This is a genomic window from Streptomyces sp. NPDC026538, from assembly GCF_055567535.1.
In genome coordinates this window covers 608,753-623,060 of record NZ_JBVHQG010000001.1, presented here as the reverse complement: position 1 = coordinate 623,060, position 14,308 = coordinate 608,753, and the positions used below count along the sequence as shown (strand labels likewise).

Here is a 14,308-nt window from a genome sequence, read left to right as displayed (position 1 = left end):
CCCTCCGAGCAGAGGGGAATGTGAACTGGTCCGGGTTTGATCGAGACTCTTCTCCGCCGCCCTCCCGGAACGCCTCGCCGTGGCCACGGTGGCGGCCCGCTTGGCCGACTTCGAAAGCGCCAGCTTGGTGCTTGGCGAGCCGACGCGCTTTCAGTACGACGGATGAAGCGGCGAGGACCTGATTTCGGTCTACCGCAAACAGACCGACCACCCATTGAGCCAACGGATCCACATCGGTGAGAACGGCGAGGTGAAGATCACCGGAAAGGCAAGCTCTATCTGAACATGAGCGGCAATATCAAGCACACGTTGGAATATCGGGGTGCCGGCGGCCAGAGCGTCTCCTTCAAGATCCCCGAAAACTACCTGGCCAAGACCCGCGAGTCCGCTCTGCCGCAGAACAAGGACGATCATCCTGACGGTGCCGCCTTCACCCGCGCGGAATGGAAAGCCTGCCGGAAAACTCCGATTCGACCAAGGGGAAAGACCTCTACGGAATGCTGGCCAAGCTCCTCAACGAACAAGGGGAAAGACCTCTACGGAATGCCGGCCAAGCTCCTCAACGAACTCCGCGACAACATCATTACGGGCTCCGGAAGTGTCGTACAGGAACGATAGGATCGTGCGATGATTCACAGCGGGGAGAGTGTCGCCGCCGAACTGGACCGCGTTCGGCAGCGCCCCGCGATCGATTCGGCTCCGTCGGTTCTGGCCGCTTTCACTGTCGATGTATTTGAAGGGACTCCCGAGGCGTACGCGCTACGCGTACGTCGCGTTCTGTCGGCCGCCCTCCACCTGGCCTGCACGGTGGAGTTCGGCGATGAAGATCTGCCGACGGACGAGTTCCCTGACTGGTTCAGGGCGGTGTCCGTCCGGGACGGTGAGGCGCCGCAACCGGAATTCGCCCGACACGGCCGCACCGCCTACGTGGACCGTAGCGGTGGAGGCTCTTGGTCCTTGCAGAACTGGATCTATCGGTTCGACCCGGAAGAGGACTCTCGCGGCTGGGAGTTCTGGGACATCGTCCCGGTGGGGCCGTCGCGGGTCTGCGTCTGGGTCGACAGCTGGGGGGAGTCCTTCTTCGGCTCCCTTGAGCTGCTGTGGCTGCTGTACGTGGCCGGTGCCACGCACGTCGAGGGACCGGAAGTTCACAAGGCGGGTACGTGGGCGTCCGAGGCGCGCGGTTGGTGACGGAGGCAGAGCGGGGGCGCATCGTGCGGGCGGCATGGGCCGATTCCACGAGCGAGTACCGGCTTGGTTGGCGGAACGGTTTCGGTCGGTCGAAAACCGGGCGCCCCTGTCCCGACCGCTCGGAAGGAGACGTGAACTAGCGGGCAGGGGAAGGGAGTTCGATCGTAGGATGTGCTGCGGATGGTCCCCGCCCCGGTTGAAGGACGTGCACGACTCATGAGTGACCCTGTGACGACGCCCGAGCCGGCGGAGCAGCAGAAGATCGATACGTCGGTGCCGCACTCCGCCCGTATCTGGAACTACTGGCTGGGCGGCAAGGACAACTACCCCGTCGACGAGCAGGCCGGTGACGCGTACACCGAGGTGTTTCCCGGGATCGTCACCATCGCCCGCTCCAGCCGTGGCTTCCTGCGGCGCAACATCGCGTATCTCGTCTCCGAGGCGGGTATCCGGCAGTTCCTGGACGTCGGTACCGGGCTTCCGACCGCGCAGAACACCCACGAGGTCGCCCAGGGGCTCGCTCCCGAGGCGCGGATCGTCTACGTCGACAACGATCCGCTGGTGCTCGCCCACGCCCGTGCGCTGCTGTACTCCACCGACGAGGGCGCGACCGCCTACATCGACGCCGACGTGAACGACCCGGATCGCATTCTTGAAGTCGCCGCCAGGACGCTGGACTTCGGTCGTCCCACCGCGCTCATCCTCAGCAACATCCTGGGCCATGTCGCCGACTACGACCAGGCGCGTTCCATCGTCACCCGGCTGATGGGCGCTCTGCCCTCGGGTAGTTACCTCTCCATCAACGACGGGTCCCGTGGCATTGACCCCGTGTTCGAGCAGGCCCAGGACGCCTACAACAGCAGCGGCGCCGTTCCGTACAACCTGCGCTCCATCGATGAGATCACCGCGTACTTCGACGGTCTGGAGCTTGTCGACCCCGGTGTCGTCTCGGTGACGGAGTGGCGTCCGGAGCCCGGTTCGGGCGTCCCGGAGGTCGTCGCCGAGCACGGTGGACTTGCGCGTAAGCCGTAACGACAGGAGTGGTCTCACGGGGCGCCTGGTGCCGGAAGGGCCCCTGCGCCGCGATGGGCTGCTCCACTGCGCACAACCTTCCGGAACGCCGCCGGTCTGAACAGACACACACACCTGCGCGAGCTACCGGGGGTAGTCATGCGACGGATAGGTACTGCACTGGCCGCGATGATGCTGGCGGGCGGCGGTCTGCTGGCCGGGACGGTTCCGGCGGTGGCCGCGCCGACGGCCGCCGTGGACTGCGCCGTGACGTGGGGGAGTCTCGAGAAGAGCGGTGACTCTGGTGCCGCACGGCGCCTGGCCGACGTGCGGGCCGGACAGCACGAGTGCTTCGACCGGCTGGTCTTCGATGCCCAGGGGACGGGGGCCGACCCGATCGGGTACACGGTTCGCTACGTCGACGTGCTGCACCAGGACCCGTCCGACGTCGTGGTTCCGATCAAGGGCGGAGCCATTCTGGAGATCTCGCTGTTCTCCCCGCGCTACGACCCGGCAACCGGACAGCCGTACCCGACGCTTCCGTCCGTCAACGTCACCGGGTACCGGACCTTCCGGGAGTTCAAGGTCACAGGTGGCTCCGAGGGCTACACCCAGGCCGGACTGGGCGTCCGCGCCCGGCTGCCGTTCCGGGTCTTCCAGACGGCCAACCATCTCGTGGTGGACGTGGCTCACACCTGGTGATCCTGTACGGGCGCCACTGTGCCGTATATCACGGTGTCGCGGTGGCGCAGGCAGGGGGCCGAGACCGGTGCCGGTTGCCGGGTGCGGATCCCGGGTGCCGGGTGCCGGATTCGGGTGCTGGTTGCTGGGTGCTCCGGCCTTCCGCGACAGGCGTTGGTCGGGGCGGCCGGGGAACCTGCCGGTGTGCGGCGGGAACAGTATGTTCGGCCGGCGCTGTTGCAGCGGTCGAGGAAGCGGTGTCGCGAGGGCGATGAAAATCGGTGTGCCCGGTCGTCTTTCATTAGGGGGCGGGCGCTCGACCATGTACCCGCCGTGGACTCAGACCGAGGATTTCCCAGCAGGAGGACTGTTTTATGAACGACCGGCCCTTGACGCTCATGGCCGTGCACGCCCACCCCGACGACGAGGCCACGAGTACCGGAGGCGTCCTCGCGCGGTATGCGGCGGAGGGCGTGCGCACGGTCCTCGTGACCTGTACCGACGGCGCTTGCGGTGACGGGCCGGGGGGTGTCAAACCGGGTGATCCCGGGCATGACCCGGCGGCCGTCGCCGCGATTCGGCGTCAGGAGCTGGAGGCCAGCTGCGAGATCCTGAAGATCAGTCACCTGGAGATGCTGGGCTACGGCGACTCCGGGATGATGGGCTGGCCGTCCAACGACGCCCCCGGGGCGTTCTGGCAGACGCCGGTGGAGGAGGGGGCCGCACGGCTTGCGGAACTCATCCGGCAGTACCAGCCCGATGTGGTCGTCACCTATGACGAGAACGGCTTCTACGGGCACCCCGACCACATCCAGGCCAACCGCATCACGATGGCGGCGCTGGCGATGACCGACTCCGCGTCGAAGGTGTACTGGACGACGATGCCCCGCTCGGCGATGCAGCGGTTCGGGGAGGTCATGCGCGAGTTCGGTGAGGAGATGCCGGAGCCGGATCCCGCCGAGGCCGCCGCGCTTGCCGAGATCGGACTGCCCGACGAGGAGATCACCACCTGGGTGGACACCACCGGGTTCGGCGGCCAGAAGTTCGACTCGCTGGCCGCGCACGCCAGCCAGGGCGAGAACATCTTCTTCCTCAGGATGGGCCCGGAGAAGTTCACCGAGTTGATGGGCGTCGAGACCTTCGTACGCGTCCAGGACACCACCGGCGCGGCCGTGCCCGAGAACGACCTGTTCGCCGGACTGCGCTGACCGCGCGCACCCCGGTCGGCCCGCTGCGCCGCCCCGCAGGGGGACGGTGAAGCGGCAGTCCGCCTCGATCGGAACCTGGGCGAGGGGGGAGGGGCGGGGGCCGTAACGGCGATCAGGAGCCGCCGGTCCCGCCCGTCGTGCACCGCTCATACGCCGCCACCAGCTCCCCCACCCCCAGTACCGGCCCCTCCGGGTCCTTCGCCGCGTCGTCCCAGCGGCGCAGGGACACCGCGTCCTCGGCCATCGGGTGGGCGGCGAAGGCGGCGGTCTCCGTCTCGTCCATCGGGCCGCCCTGGACCTTCAGGGACGCGATGGACGCCGGGCTGAGCAGGGCCCGGTACGGGGGGTCCGTGGCCACCAGGTAGCGCTTGGCCGGGACATGCTGGGCGATGATCCAGGCCGCGCGTTCGCTCAGGTGCCGGCGGGCCCACGCCGCGCCCGCCAGCTCGTGCGGCAGGCCCGGGTGCTCGGCCCGCACCTGCTTCGCCCTGCCGATGTCGTGCAGCGCGGCGGCGACCACCAGTTCGTCGTCGGCGCCCGCCGCCGCCGCGAGGTGGGCGGCCTGGAGGGCGTGGGTGCGCTGGTCGACCGGCTCCCCGCCGTAGGGGAGGACCGCGAGGCCGTCGATCAGTTCGGCCAGTCGGTCACTCGTGAGTGTGTTCATGATTCCTCCGTGTCGGAAGCCCTGCGCGAAGCTGTGTCGGGCCGGTCCCTGATCTCCGGATACCTGGCCGTACTCACATCGGGAACGGTGTCCGTCCAACTCGTCCGGACAACTTGCCGTCGGCCAACGGCCCCGACCCGGAAAGTGAACAGTCCGGACAGACGTAGCGCGTTCTTTGCGCTCCTGTTCCTTCGGTGGGGCGGTCGGCATCCCGTCGCGCATGATGGGACACCCGCGTCCACCCGCCCGCCCCAGGAGCCCCGCCATGCCCGACCCCACTGGTGGCCATGACCAGTTGACGGCTCGTCTCGCCGGTCACACCCAGGCCTTCGAGAAGCTCTTCGCGGAGTACTTCGACTCCCTGGGCGGTGCCCTCGACCCCCCCTCGTTCAGCAGGTTCACCCCGGAGTGCCTGGACCTGCTGAGGGAACTGTCCCTGCGCGGCGGCAAGCGGATCCGTGTGGTCATCCTCCACGAGGCGGCCCGCCTGGTGACGGACGGGCCGGTGCCGGGACTGGACAGCCGGTGCGCGCGTCGCGCGGGCCCGCCCGGGAGGTGGCGACGCCCGGCCGGTCCCTCTGCGCGGGCGGGCGTATGACTAGACGGGCGTATGGCCCTCCAGATAGACCCGTACGAGTCCGGGAAGCCCGGCGTCGATGGCTTCCGCGAACGGGGACCACCGGAACTGCTCCGGGCCGAGCCGAGCCTCTGCGGACGGGGTTTCGGACAACAACTGGCACACCGCGAACGAGCGCGCGTCCGTCGGAGCCGTATCCGTTGAAGCCGTATCCGTTGAAGCCGTGTCCGTCGGAGCCGTTTCCCTCGGAGCAGCGTCCGCCGGTCGTAGCAGCGTTGAGCCGTCGGTGAGATAACCGGTGAGCTCGTACACCAGGCGCGCCGCGGTGGCCGTCGCCGATTCGGCTGGTTCAGGAGTCCCTGACGGCAGTTCCCAGCCGCCCTTCTCGTTCACCAGCAGCAGACGCCCGTCGTACACGACGACCGCGGCCACCACGCTCCCGGCAGCCTGCTCCGACATCATGACCCACCCCTGCCCTCCCGCTCCGTCTGACTGCCGGCCGTCCGGCCACGTCAGCGCGACGCATGCTTCCTACCCTGGACACACCGGCTCACGCCGCGCGGCCACCCGCCCTGCCCCGTGGCCGCCCCTTCAGCCGCTGACGAGGCCCACGACGAGATTGATGGCGGTGGCGAGAATGCCGGTGCCGAAGACGTAGGACAGCAGGGTGTGGCGCAGCACGATCGCCCGGATCGCCGAACTCGACACATCGGTGTCGGACACCTGGTAGGTCATGCCGAGGTTGTAGCTGAAGTAGAAGAAGTCCCGGTACGCCGGAGGGTCGTCCGAATTGAAGTCGATCCCGCCCGCCGAGTCGTAGTACACGTAGGCGTAACGGGCGGCGTACATCAGATGCAGCGCGGCCCAGGCCGTGAAGACGCCGCACAGGGCGATGGCCGCCGCCACGTGGCCGGGATCGGACCTGCCGCGCAGGAGCAGCAGCACGATGGCGGCCAGCGCGCACAGGGCCACCGCGACCACAACGAGTTCCTCCGTCCCGGGGCGGAAGTCCTCACGCCGCGCATTGCGGTGGGTGACCGTGGCGTCCATCGGCCACAGCACCGCCCAGCCCGCCAGGACGAAGCACAGTTCCGTCGTGGCGATCGCGGCCAGTGCGCCCAGTGCTCCGTCGGTGGCCAGCGCCGCGGCCACGCCGACCACCGCTCCGACGACCGCCGCGATGACGAGGCGGGGCACGGCATCCAGGGGCAAGGAGCGTCTCATGCGTCATCACGCTAGTGGCGTCGCCGCCGGTCAGCGTGTTTTACGGCGTCTGGTCGGCACGGCGGGGCGCGGGGCCGTCCGCTTGGGCGAACTCGCCGGCCTCCTCGCCGGCCTCCTCGCCGACCTCCTCGGTGGGCTTCGGCATCCGCAGCTCGAGGCCGGTGCCGCCGTCGCTCCTCGAAGAGCGCCTACGCGCACCCAGGTTCACGGCACCTGGGAACAAGCCGGACGCCGCCTGACGGCGCGCCGGTGTGGGGCCGGCACAAGCACACCGCCGGCGGCGGGCGTCCGGGCGCCTGCGTGACAAACCGGGGGGCGCGAAGGAGGCCATCGAGTTGATGGCCGCCACCTTGCGGACCGCGTCGAGCGCACAGTGATCGCGAGGCCTGCCCGGGGCAGGGGTCACGCCGTCGTTCCTAGGTCCAGGTCGTCCAGTACGGTGACCAGCCGGCCTCGGGCGTCGACGGGCAGGCCGCGGAGCGGGAGCGGCAGGTTGGGCTCGGTGGTGAGGCCCAGGTGCGCGGCGGCCGCCGACATCACGCGCAGGCCGCCGTACCGGCGGTTGAGGTCCCAGAGAGGTTCCAGGCGTTGGGAGCGGGTGGTGGCCTGCTCGGTGTCGCCGGCCTGGGCGGCGCGGGTGAGGGCGAGGGCGGTTCGTGGGAACAGGCCGCCGAGGACCGAGTACCACGCCTCGCATCCGGCGTTCAGACCGCCGGCCGCCGCCCAGTCACCGCTCACGCCGATGCTCACCGTCCCGGGGAGTCGTGCCCGCAATGCCGTCACGCGCTGCTCCGCGGCGGCCGGGTCGTCCGGCACCGGCGGGATCTTGACGGCGGCGACGTTCGGCAACCCGGCGATACGGCCGTGGAGTTCGTCGGTGAAGTCGACGTGGGTGGTGCGGGGGTTGTCGTACACGCACAGCGGCACGGACAGTTCGCGGGTGACGTCCTCGTACAGGCCGAACACCTCGTCGTCGGTGAGCGGCTGATACGTCATCGGGGCGAGCAGGACCGCGGACGCGCCCGCCCTCTGGGCGTCCTCGGCGTGGGCGAGGACCTGCGAGGTCCGCAGGGCACCGATACCGACCATGACCGGCACACCGTCGGCGGCCTCGACCGCGAGCGCCGTCACGCGGGCGCGCTGCTCGCGGGTGAGGTAGGCGTAGCCGCCGGTGGAGCCCAGGGCCCCGATGGAGTCGACGCCGGCGGCGGCGAGGCGGGAGACGAGGGTGCGGAAGGCGTTCTCGTCGATGCCGTCCTCGCTGGTCGGGGTGAGGGGGAAGGCGCTGAGGCCGCGGAACATGGAGGACTCCTCGGAACAGTACGAGTAATGACTCACGCGGCGGCCTGCGGGAACGCCGTCCACCGCTGGTGCGGCGATGCGCAGCCGACGTGCCGTCCGGCGCCGATCAGGAACGGCTTCACGCCGACGGACCCAGTGGCCGGTCCCTGACGCCCTGCAAGTGTGCCTCGAACACCTCCTGCGCCTGCGGAGTCAGCGTCCGCAGTGCCACCAGGGCCGTGATCGCCACGTCGCAGAGTTCGCCCTGTACGTCGTCCCAGGTGTGGGTCACGCCCTTGCGCGGGTTCTGCCCGGTGGCACCGATGACCGCTTCGGCGACCTCGCCGACCTCCTCGGAGAGCTTGAGGATGCGCAGGAGGACGCCCTCCGGTCCGGCGTGGACGCGGGTGGCCTCCAGGCGTGCCCAGAGGCCGTCCACGGTGGGCCACAGTTCGACGGGGGTGACGGGGGTGACAGGGGTGGCGACGGGGATGGTGACGGGGGTGTCCTGTTCGCTCATGGGTCGTAGTCTGCCGCGCACCGACCCGGCGCTACTCCTCGAACAACGCCTCCTGCTCGCCCTCCCGTCGCCGCTGCAACCGCTGGTTCCGGCCCCCGATCACCGCCGCCGTGACCGCCGCCGTCACTCCCAGCGTCACCGGGACCATCCAGCCCCGGTCGAAGACATGCCAGAACATGTGGTCCAGGGAGAGCCGGCCGGGACCGGCGACCGCCAGCCCCGTGGCGGCCAGGCCCAGGCTCGCCGCGTACTCGTAGCCGCCCTCCGCCGCGAAGAACCCGTTCGGCATGTGCAGCGCGGCCGCACCCGCCATCGCGCCGGCCGCCGCGGCCCCCGCCGCCGGGGTCGCCAGGCCCAGCGCCAGCAGGGTGCCGCCGCCCGCCTCCGCCAGGCCCGCCGCCAGCGCGCTCTGCCGTCCGGGCGCGTACCCGACCGACTCCATGAACTGGCCGGTGCCCTCGATCCCGCCCCCGCCGAACCAGCCGAACAGCTTCTGCGCGCCGTGCGCCGCCAGTACCCCGCCTGTGCCCAGCCGAAGCAGCAGCAGGCCCACATCACGTCGGTCGTAGCAGGTCACGGTGGCTCCTCGGGCCGGGGGTGCGATCAGGTCTCCACCGTCGCACCGGGCCACCCGGGTGGCTCGCCCGCGCCGCCGTTCGGGTGGCGGGCCCCCGGCCCCGGTGTGACGCTGGCTCGCATGACGATCAAGACAGCCAAGCTCAGCGACCCGGCGGTCCGGGCCTTCGTCACCGCCGTCAACGCCAACGACCGCGAGCGCCTCCTGGGAGTCCTGACCCCGGACGCGACCATGGCGGACGACGGCTCCGACCGGAACCTCGACGAGTGGATCGACCGGGAGATCTTCTCCTCCAACGGCCACCTCGACGTCGACAACGAGTCCAACGGCGGCCGTTCGCTGCTCGCCCACTACCGCAACGACACCTGGGGCGAGATGGTCACCCGCTGGAAATTCACGGTCGAGGACGACGGCCGTATCTCCCGTTTCGAGACCGGGCAGGCCTGACAACCACCTCGCCTGCCCCCTTGCCCTCGCGTGCACTTCAACTCCTAGCGTCCTCGGGCATGGACAGCTACAGCACCACCAGGACCCTGGGACGTTCCGGCATCGAGGTCAGCGCGCTCGGCTTCGGCTGCTGGGCCATCGGCGGCGAGTGGCAGGACGGCACCGGGCAGCCGCTCGGCTGGGGCAAGGTCGACGACGAGGAGTCCGTACGGGCGGTGCACCGCGCCCTCGACCTCGGCGTCACCTTCTTCGACACCGCCGACACCTACGGCGCCGGGCACAGCGAGCGCGTCCTCGGCCGCGCCCTCGGCAAGCGCCGGGACGAGGTCGTCGTCGCCACCAAGTGGGGCAACGTCTTCGACGAGGAGACCCGCACCCTCACCGGCAGCGACGACTCCCCGGCGTACGTCCGCCGTGCCCTCACGGCGTCGCTGCGCCGCCTCGGCACCGACCACGTCGACCTCTACCAGCTGCACCTCTCCGACGCGGACCCGGCCCGCGCCGCCGAACTCCGTGACGTCTGTGAGGAGTTGGTGGCGGAGGGGCTCATCCGTGCCTACGGCTGGAGCACGGACGACCCGGCCCGTGCCGCCGTCTTCGCCGAGGGCCCGCACTGTACGGCCGTGCAGCACACCCTCAACGTGCTCCAGGACGCGCCCGAACTCCTGCGGGCGGCGGATGACCTGGGTCTTGCCGCCGTCAACCGCAGCCCGCTCGCGATGGGGTTGCTCGGCGGCCGGCGGCAGGCGGCCGGTGCGGGCGACATCCGGAGCAGGCCGCCGGCCTGGCTGCCCGGGTTCGGGGACGGGGACGAGGCCGATCCCGAGTGGATCGCGCGGATCGACGCGCTGCGGGCGGTCCTCACCAGCGGCGGCCGGACCCTGGCGCAGGGTGCCCTCGGCTGGATCTGGGCCCGCAGCCCGCGTACGGTCCCCATCCCCGGCTTCCGGTCCGTCGCCCAGGCCGAGGACAACGCCGGGGCGATGGCGAAGGGGCCGCTCACCGCCGGACAGCTGGCCGAGATCGACCGGCTGCTCGGGCGCTGAACGGCCCCTGCGGACGGGTCAGTGGCCCTGTCCGCCGCCGTACTGCTGCTGCACGTAAGGCTGCTGGGCGTGCTGCCGGCCGTAATCCTGCTGCTGCGGGCCGCCGTGGCCCGCGGCCTGCTGCGCGTACTGCTGTCCGCGGCCCTGCTCGGTGAGGGTGATCTGGCCGGCCTTGATGGTGGCCAGGCGCGGGGCGCGGCGGGCGATGGAGGAGTCGTGGGTGACCATGACGAAGGTCAGCCCGTACTCGTGCCACAGGCCCTCCAGCAGGCCCATGATGTCGTCCCGGGTGCCCTCGTCGAGGTTGCCGGTGGGCTCGTCGGCGAGCAGTACCTTCGGCTTCTTCACCAGCGCACGGGCGATGGCGACCCGCTGCTGCTGGCCGCCGGAGAGCTCCGCGGGGGCGTGGGTGAGGCGCTCGCCCAGGCCCACCGAGCGCAGCGCCTCCGCCGCCCGCTCGCGCCGCTCGGCCGGCTTCACGCCGAGCGGCACCAGGGCCGTCTCGACGTTCTCCTGCGCGGTGAGCGTCGGGATCAGGTTGAACGACTGGAAGATGATGCCGATCTTCTCGGCCCGCAGCCGGGTCAGCTTCGCCTCGCTGATCCGCGCGAGGTCGACGCCGTCCAGCTCGACACTGCCCTCGGTCGGCCGGTCCAGGCCGCCGATCATCTGGAGCAGCGTCGACTTGCCGCCGCCGGTCGGGCCCTGGATGACGAGCTGGTCGCCGTCCTCGATGGTCAGGTCGATGCCGCGCAGCGCCTCGACCGTCTCCTTGCCCCGGGTGTAGCGCTTGGTGACTCCGGTGAGTCTGTACATGGGTTCTCCACTGGGTGGTGAGTGGGGTGGGGCGCCGCGTCCCGGGGGGATCGGAAGCGGCGCCCCGGTCCGAGGGGGACTGGCGGCTTTACGAGACGCTGCGCAGGGCGTCGGCCGGGCGCATCCGGGAGGCGCGCCAGCCGCCCATCGCACCGGCGATCAGACCGCCGGTGACCGCGAGGCCGACCGCGAGCGCGATGGTGGTGAGCGAGACCGGCGCGGTCAGCGCGATCTCCAGGGTGTTCTGGGTGGCCTGCCGGCCGGGTCCGCCGCCGCCCGGGCCGCCGCCCACGCCGCCGGTGCTGCCCAGCTGGGCCGTCAGCTTGGGGCTGATCGCGGTGACCGCGTAGGCCGCACCGACGCCGAGGGCGATACCGAGGGCGCCGCCGATCAGGCCGTTCACCATGGACTCGCCGACGACCTGCCGGGTGACGTTCCGGGAGGGCCAGCCCAGCGCCTTCAGGGTGCCGAACTCACGCACCCGGCGGGAGACCGCGGAGGAGGTCAGCAGCGCCGCCACCAGGAAGGCCGCCACCAGGACGGCGATGGACAGCCACTTGCCGACGCTGGTCGCCAGGCTGGAGGCGGTGGAGAGGGAACCGGAGACGGTGGACGCCAGGTCGGCGGAGGTGGTGACCGTCGTACCGGAGATGTTGGACGTGATCTCCTTCTTCACGGTGGAGATCTGCTTGGAGTCGGTCGCCTTGACGTAGATCGTGGTGACCTGGTTCTGGGCGTCGCCGAGGGTCTGCGCCGGCTTCAGCGGGATGTAGAGGTCGGTGTCGGACTCACTGCTGTCCGGGGTCGCGATGCCAATGACCGTGAACTTGGTGCCGGAGATCTTGAAGGTCGAGCCGACCTTGTACTTCTTCTCCTTGGCGTACGACTTGCTGACCACCGCGACCTTGGCAGCGGTCTGCGCCGAGGTGAAGGTCCGGCCCGAGGTGATCTTCATCGTGGACAGCGGGCCGAGGCCCTGGTGGGCCACGTCGACGCCGACGACGGAGTAGCTGTTGACGTTGAAGTTGGCGCCGCCGCCCTGGACCTGCGGCTGGCCGGTGGAGGTGCCGCCCGGCTGGCCCTGGCCGCCGCCACCGCTGTTGCTGCCGCCGGAGCTCTGCGCCTTGCCCTGGGTGAAGGAGCCGTCGACCTTGGTCACGTTCAGGGAGAGTGCTCCGACCGCGCTCTCCACGCCCTTCTGTGCGGCGACCTTGGTGACCAGGGTCGACTTCAGGGCCTGACCTCCCTGCGTCTGCACCCGGTCCGAGCTCTGCGTGGAGCTGCTGCTGGACTTGGCGCCGAACTTGAAGTTCGGGCCGCCGGAGCTGCCCGAGGTGGGTGCCGTACGGGCCTTGGTGACCGTCATGTCGGTCCCGAGGCCGTACAGCGACTTGAGGACCTTGTCCTGCGCCTGGGTCATGCCGGCCGACACCGAGTTGACCGTGATGACCAGCGCGATTCCGAGCGCCAGACCCAGTGCGATGACCAGGGCCGCCTTCTTTCTCCGGCCCAGCTCGCGCTTGAGATAGATGCCAAACATCCCGTTCCTCGAAGGTTCTTGGCGCCCGCTGTGGACGCGAGCTCAAGCTAGGGAGAAACCTTTGAGTCACACTGGGTAAAAGATGTGTCAGAGCTGAGAAAGCCCGTAGTCTTATCAAACTTTCATAAGACAGCAAATTTCTATCGCGGCGAGGAGGCCCGCCCAGGAATCCGCTGTTCGATGCGGTGTACGGTCCCGGGGTGCGCGATTCCTCTCGGCTGACCAGGCGTGCCGTCTTCGGACTGACGGCCGCCGCTCTTCCCCTTTCCGCGGCGACCACTGCCTCCGCGGCCACCGTGATAGGCGGCGGGCGCCTCGCCCGCCGCGGCGTCCAGGTGCGCGGTGCCACCGGCCTTCCCAGGAAGATCACCGCCCATGCCTGGCTGCTCGCCGACTGCGCGAGCGGGGAGGTGCTGGCCTCCTACGACGCGCACCGGCGCCTGGCGCCCGCGTCCACGCTGAAGATGCTCTTCGCGGACACCGTGCTGAAGAAGTTCGAGCGGACCGAGCGCTACCGGGTCAAGGACAGCGACCTCTCCGACGTCCCGGCCGGCTCCAGCCTGGTCGGCATCAAGCCCGGCATCACCTACACCGTCGAGCAGCTGTGGCAGGGCGTCTTCCTGCGCTCCGGCAACGACGCCGTGCACGTCCTCGCCCACATGAACGGCGGCATCGCGAAGACCGTCGCCGAGATGCAGGCCAAGGCGGCCGACCTGCAGGCCCTGGACACCCATGTGGTCAGCCCCGACGGCTTCGACCACCCCGGCCAGCTGTCCTCCGCCTACGACCTGACGCTCTTCGCCCGGCACGGGCTGAAGGACGACGACTTCCGGGGCTACTGCGGGACCAGGACCGCGGACTTCCCGGCGGGCGGCAAGAAGACCTTCCAGATCCAGAACACCGACCGCCTGCTCACCGGCTCCTGGGGACTCGGCGTCTACAAGGGCCTGTTCGGCGTCAAGAACGGCTACACCAGTCACGCAGGCAACACCTTCACCGGCGGCGCCACCCGGGGCGGCCGCACCCTGCTGGTCACCGTGATGCACCCCGACAGCGGCAGCAACGCCGTCTACGAGGAGACCGCCGCGCTGCTCGACTGGGGCTTCGGCAAGGGGAGTTCGGCACAGCCGGTCGGCACCCTGGTCGACCCGTTGAGCGAGGGCGGCGCGAGCGCGAGCCCGTCGCCCGGCACGGCCAAGGGCGCCGCGGGGGCGGCCGGGACGGGCGCCGCGGCCGGTTCGGGTTCGTCCGGACCGTCACCGTGGCGGCTCGCGGAGGGCGGCGCGGGAACGCTCGCGCTGCTGGGCGCGGGGGCCTGGGCGCTGCGCCGGCGTCGCCGGGCGGCCGGCGCCGACTCGGCCGACACACCGGCGAGTTGACGTCACGCGGCAGCCGTCCCACCCACCGGTGCGTACCCGCGGTCCCGCACGGGTCCACCCCCACCCGGTCCGGTAGGACGGCTGCCGCCTCCCCCTCGATGTGGTTGGCGGAACACCAGAGCCTCAACTGTGAAGCTCTGGTGGAG

At 70.3% G+C, this 14,308-nt stretch carries 18 protein-coding genes; 9 read left to right on the top strand and 9 right to left on the bottom strand.

Annotation, left to right across the window (positions count from 1 at the left end; all coding sequences use genetic code 11):
- Positions 1-285 precede the first annotated feature (285 nt).
- The 5 genes from ACZ4N4_RS02880 (at position 286) to ACZ4N4_RS02860 (ending at position 4,091) form a co-directional block, all read left to right on the top strand.
- Entirely contained in the window at positions 286-618 is a 333-nt protein-coding gene (locus tag ACZ4N4_RS02880; RefSeq protein ID WP_467583675.1) for a hypothetical protein, read from the top strand.
- Positions 619-627: 9 nt separating this feature from the next.
- A complete protein-coding gene (locus ACZ4N4_RS02875) occupies positions 628-1,191 on the top strand; it encodes a hypothetical protein (protein ID WP_467583672.1) in 564 nt (187 codons plus the stop codon).
- A 216-nt stretch (positions 1,192-1,407) separates the two neighbouring features.
- The gene (locus ACZ4N4_RS02870) at positions 1,408-2,223 is read left to right on the top strand and encodes an SAM-dependent methyltransferase (protein ID WP_467583669.1); all 816 of its coding nucleotides are present in this window, start codon (positions 1,408-1,410) and stop codon (positions 2,221-2,223) included.
- A gap of 138 nt (positions 2,224-2,361) precedes the next feature.
- Positions 2,362-2,904 (top strand): AMIN-like domain-containing (lipo)protein, encoded by a 543-nt coding sequence (locus ACZ4N4_RS02865; protein WP_467583666.1) that lies wholly within the window; start codon positions 2,362-2,364, stop codon positions 2,902-2,904.
- Positions 2,905-3,257: 353 nt separating this feature from the next.
- Complete coding sequence (locus tag ACZ4N4_RS02860) at positions 3,258-4,091, top strand: PIG-L family deacetylase (RefSeq protein WP_467583663.1); 834 nt, start codon at positions 3,258-3,260, stop codon at positions 4,089-4,091.
- Positions 4,092-4,203: 112 nt separating this feature from the next.
- On the opposite strand, the gene ACZ4N4_RS02855 is transcribed toward ACZ4N4_RS02860, so the two are convergent.
- Complete coding sequence (locus ACZ4N4_RS02855) at positions 4,204-4,755, bottom strand: HD domain-containing protein (protein WP_467583660.1); 552 nt, start codon at positions 4,753-4,755, stop codon at positions 4,204-4,206.
- A 265-nt stretch (positions 4,756-5,020) separates the two neighbouring features.
- Between ACZ4N4_RS02855 and ACZ4N4_RS02850 the strand changes: the two genes are divergently transcribed.
- A complete protein-coding gene (locus tag ACZ4N4_RS02850) occupies positions 5,021-5,353 on the top strand; it encodes a hypothetical protein (RefSeq protein ID WP_467583657.1) in 333 nt (110 codons plus the stop codon).
- Here ACZ4N4_RS02850 and ACZ4N4_RS02845 read toward each other — a convergent pair whose 3' ends face one another.
- The 6 genes from ACZ4N4_RS02845 to ACZ4N4_RS02820 form a co-directional block, all read right to left on the bottom strand.
- The gene (locus ACZ4N4_RS02845) at positions 5,354-5,791 is read right to left on the bottom strand and encodes an NUDIX domain-containing protein (protein WP_467583654.1); all 438 of its coding nucleotides are present in this window, start codon (positions 5,789-5,791) and stop codon (positions 5,354-5,356) included.
- Between the two features lie 132 nt (positions 5,792-5,923).
- Complete coding sequence (locus ACZ4N4_RS02840) at positions 5,924-6,556, bottom strand: DUF1345 domain-containing protein (protein WP_467583652.1); 633 nt, start codon at positions 6,554-6,556, stop codon at positions 5,924-5,926.
- A 40-nt stretch (positions 6,557-6,596) separates the two neighbouring features.
- Positions 6,597-6,764, bottom strand: coding sequence for a hypothetical protein (locus tag ACZ4N4_RS02835; protein ID WP_467583649.1), 168 nt, complete (start codon positions 6,762-6,764; stop codon positions 6,597-6,599).
- Between the two features lie 194 nt (positions 6,765-6,958).
- Complete coding sequence (locus ACZ4N4_RS02830) at positions 6,959-7,858, bottom strand: dihydrodipicolinate synthase family protein (protein ID WP_467583646.1); 900 nt, start codon at positions 7,856-7,858, stop codon at positions 6,959-6,961.
- Positions 7,859-7,976: 118 nt separating this feature from the next.
- Entirely contained in the window at positions 7,977-8,357 is a 381-nt protein-coding gene (locus tag ACZ4N4_RS02825) for a MazG-like family protein (RefSeq protein WP_467583643.1), read from the bottom strand.
- A 31-nt stretch (positions 8,358-8,388) separates the two neighbouring features.
- Positions 8,389-8,934: a DoxX family protein gene (locus ACZ4N4_RS02820; RefSeq protein WP_467583640.1), complete on the bottom strand. Its 546-nt coding sequence runs from the start codon at positions 8,932-8,934 to the stop codon at positions 8,389-8,391.
- 120 nt (positions 8,935-9,054) lie between these two features.
- On the opposite strand from ACZ4N4_RS02820, the gene ACZ4N4_RS02815 reads away from it, so the two are divergent.
- Together ACZ4N4_RS02815 and ACZ4N4_RS02810 are read left to right on the top strand one after the other, a co-directional pair.
- On the top strand, positions 9,055-9,381 hold the full coding sequence (locus ACZ4N4_RS02815; protein ID WP_450759668.1) for a nuclear transport factor 2 family protein: 327 nt from the start codon (positions 9,055-9,057) through the stop codon (positions 9,379-9,381).
- A gap of 59 nt (positions 9,382-9,440) precedes the next feature.
- Positions 9,441-10,427 (top strand): aldo/keto reductase, encoded by a 987-nt coding sequence (locus ACZ4N4_RS02810; protein ID WP_453575204.1) that lies wholly within the window; start codon positions 9,441-9,443, stop codon positions 10,425-10,427.
- Between the two features lie 18 nt (positions 10,428-10,445).
- Here ACZ4N4_RS02810 and ACZ4N4_RS02805 read toward each other — a convergent pair whose 3' ends face one another.
- The gene (locus tag ACZ4N4_RS02805; RefSeq protein WP_453575202.1) at positions 10,446-11,243 is read right to left on the bottom strand and encodes an ABC transporter ATP-binding protein; all 798 of its coding nucleotides are present in this window, start codon (positions 11,241-11,243) and stop codon (positions 10,446-10,448) included.
- A gap of 88 nt (positions 11,244-11,331) precedes the next feature.
- Positions 11,332-12,783: an ABC transporter permease gene (locus ACZ4N4_RS02800; protein ID WP_467583636.1), complete on the bottom strand. Its 1,452-nt coding sequence runs from the start codon at positions 12,781-12,783 to the stop codon at positions 11,332-11,334.
- Between the two features lie 200 nt (positions 12,784-12,983).
- On the opposite strand from ACZ4N4_RS02800, the gene ACZ4N4_RS02795 reads away from it, so the two are divergent.
- Complete coding sequence (locus tag ACZ4N4_RS02795) at positions 12,984-14,162, top strand: D-alanyl-D-alanine carboxypeptidase family protein (protein WP_467583635.1); 1,179 nt, start codon at positions 12,984-12,986, stop codon at positions 14,160-14,162.
- Positions 14,163-14,308: the final 146 nt, after the last annotated feature.

What these genes read in the sequence shown, in the direction of transcription:
- ACZ4N4_RS02855 (WP_467583660.1), bottom strand. Translation starts at nt 4,755, where the DNA reads ATGAACACACTCACGAGTGACCGACTGGCCGAACTGATCGACGGCCTC.
- ACZ4N4_RS02810 (WP_453575204.1), top strand. Translation starts at nt 9,441, where the DNA reads ATGGACAGCTACAGCACCACCAGGACCCTGGGACGTTCCGGCATCGAG.
- ACZ4N4_RS02860 (WP_467583663.1), top strand. Translation starts at nt 3,258, where the DNA reads ATGAACGACCGGCCCTTGACGCTCATGGCCGTGCACGCCCACCCCGAC.
- ACZ4N4_RS02815 (WP_450759668.1), top strand. Translation starts at nt 9,055, where the DNA reads ATGACGATCAAGACAGCCAAGCTCAGCGACCCGGCGGTCCGGGCCTTC.
- ACZ4N4_RS02880 (WP_467583675.1), top strand. Translation starts at nt 286, where the DNA reads ATGAGCGGCAATATCAAGCACACGTTGGAATATCGGGGTGCCGGCGGC.
- ACZ4N4_RS02825 (WP_467583643.1), bottom strand. Translation starts at nt 8,357, where the DNA reads ATGAGCGAACAGGACACCCCCGTCACCATCCCCGTCGCCACCCCTGTC.
- ACZ4N4_RS02850 (WP_467583657.1), top strand. Translation starts at nt 5,021, where the DNA reads ATGCCCGACCCCACTGGTGGCCATGACCAGTTGACGGCTCGTCTCGCC.
- ACZ4N4_RS02800 (WP_467583636.1), bottom strand. Translation starts at nt 12,783, where the DNA reads ATGTTTGGCATCTATCTCAAGCGCGAGCTGGGCCGGAGAAAGAAGGCG.
- ACZ4N4_RS02805 (WP_453575202.1), bottom strand. Translation starts at nt 11,243, where the DNA reads ATGTACAGACTCACCGGAGTCACCAAGCGCTACACCCGGGGCAAGGAG.
- ACZ4N4_RS02875 (WP_467583672.1), top strand. Translation starts at nt 628, where the DNA reads ATGATTCACAGCGGGGAGAGTGTCGCCGCCGAACTGGACCGCGTTCGG.
- ACZ4N4_RS02840 (WP_467583652.1), bottom strand. Translation starts at nt 6,556, where the DNA reads ATGAGACGCTCCTTGCCCCTGGATGCCGTGCCCCGCCTCGTCATCGCG.
- ACZ4N4_RS02830 (WP_467583646.1), bottom strand. Translation starts at nt 7,858, where the DNA reads ATGTTCCGCGGCCTCAGCGCCTTCCCCCTCACCCCGACCAGCGAGGAC.
- ACZ4N4_RS02845 (WP_467583654.1), bottom strand. Translation starts at nt 5,791, where the DNA reads ATGTCGGAGCAGGCTGCCGGGAGCGTGGTGGCCGCGGTCGTCGTGTAC.
- ACZ4N4_RS02865 (WP_467583666.1), top strand. Translation starts at nt 2,362, where the DNA reads ATGCGACGGATAGGTACTGCACTGGCCGCGATGATGCTGGCGGGCGGC.
- ACZ4N4_RS02870 (WP_467583669.1), top strand. Translation starts at nt 1,408, where the DNA reads ATGAGTGACCCTGTGACGACGCCCGAGCCGGCGGAGCAGCAGAAGATC.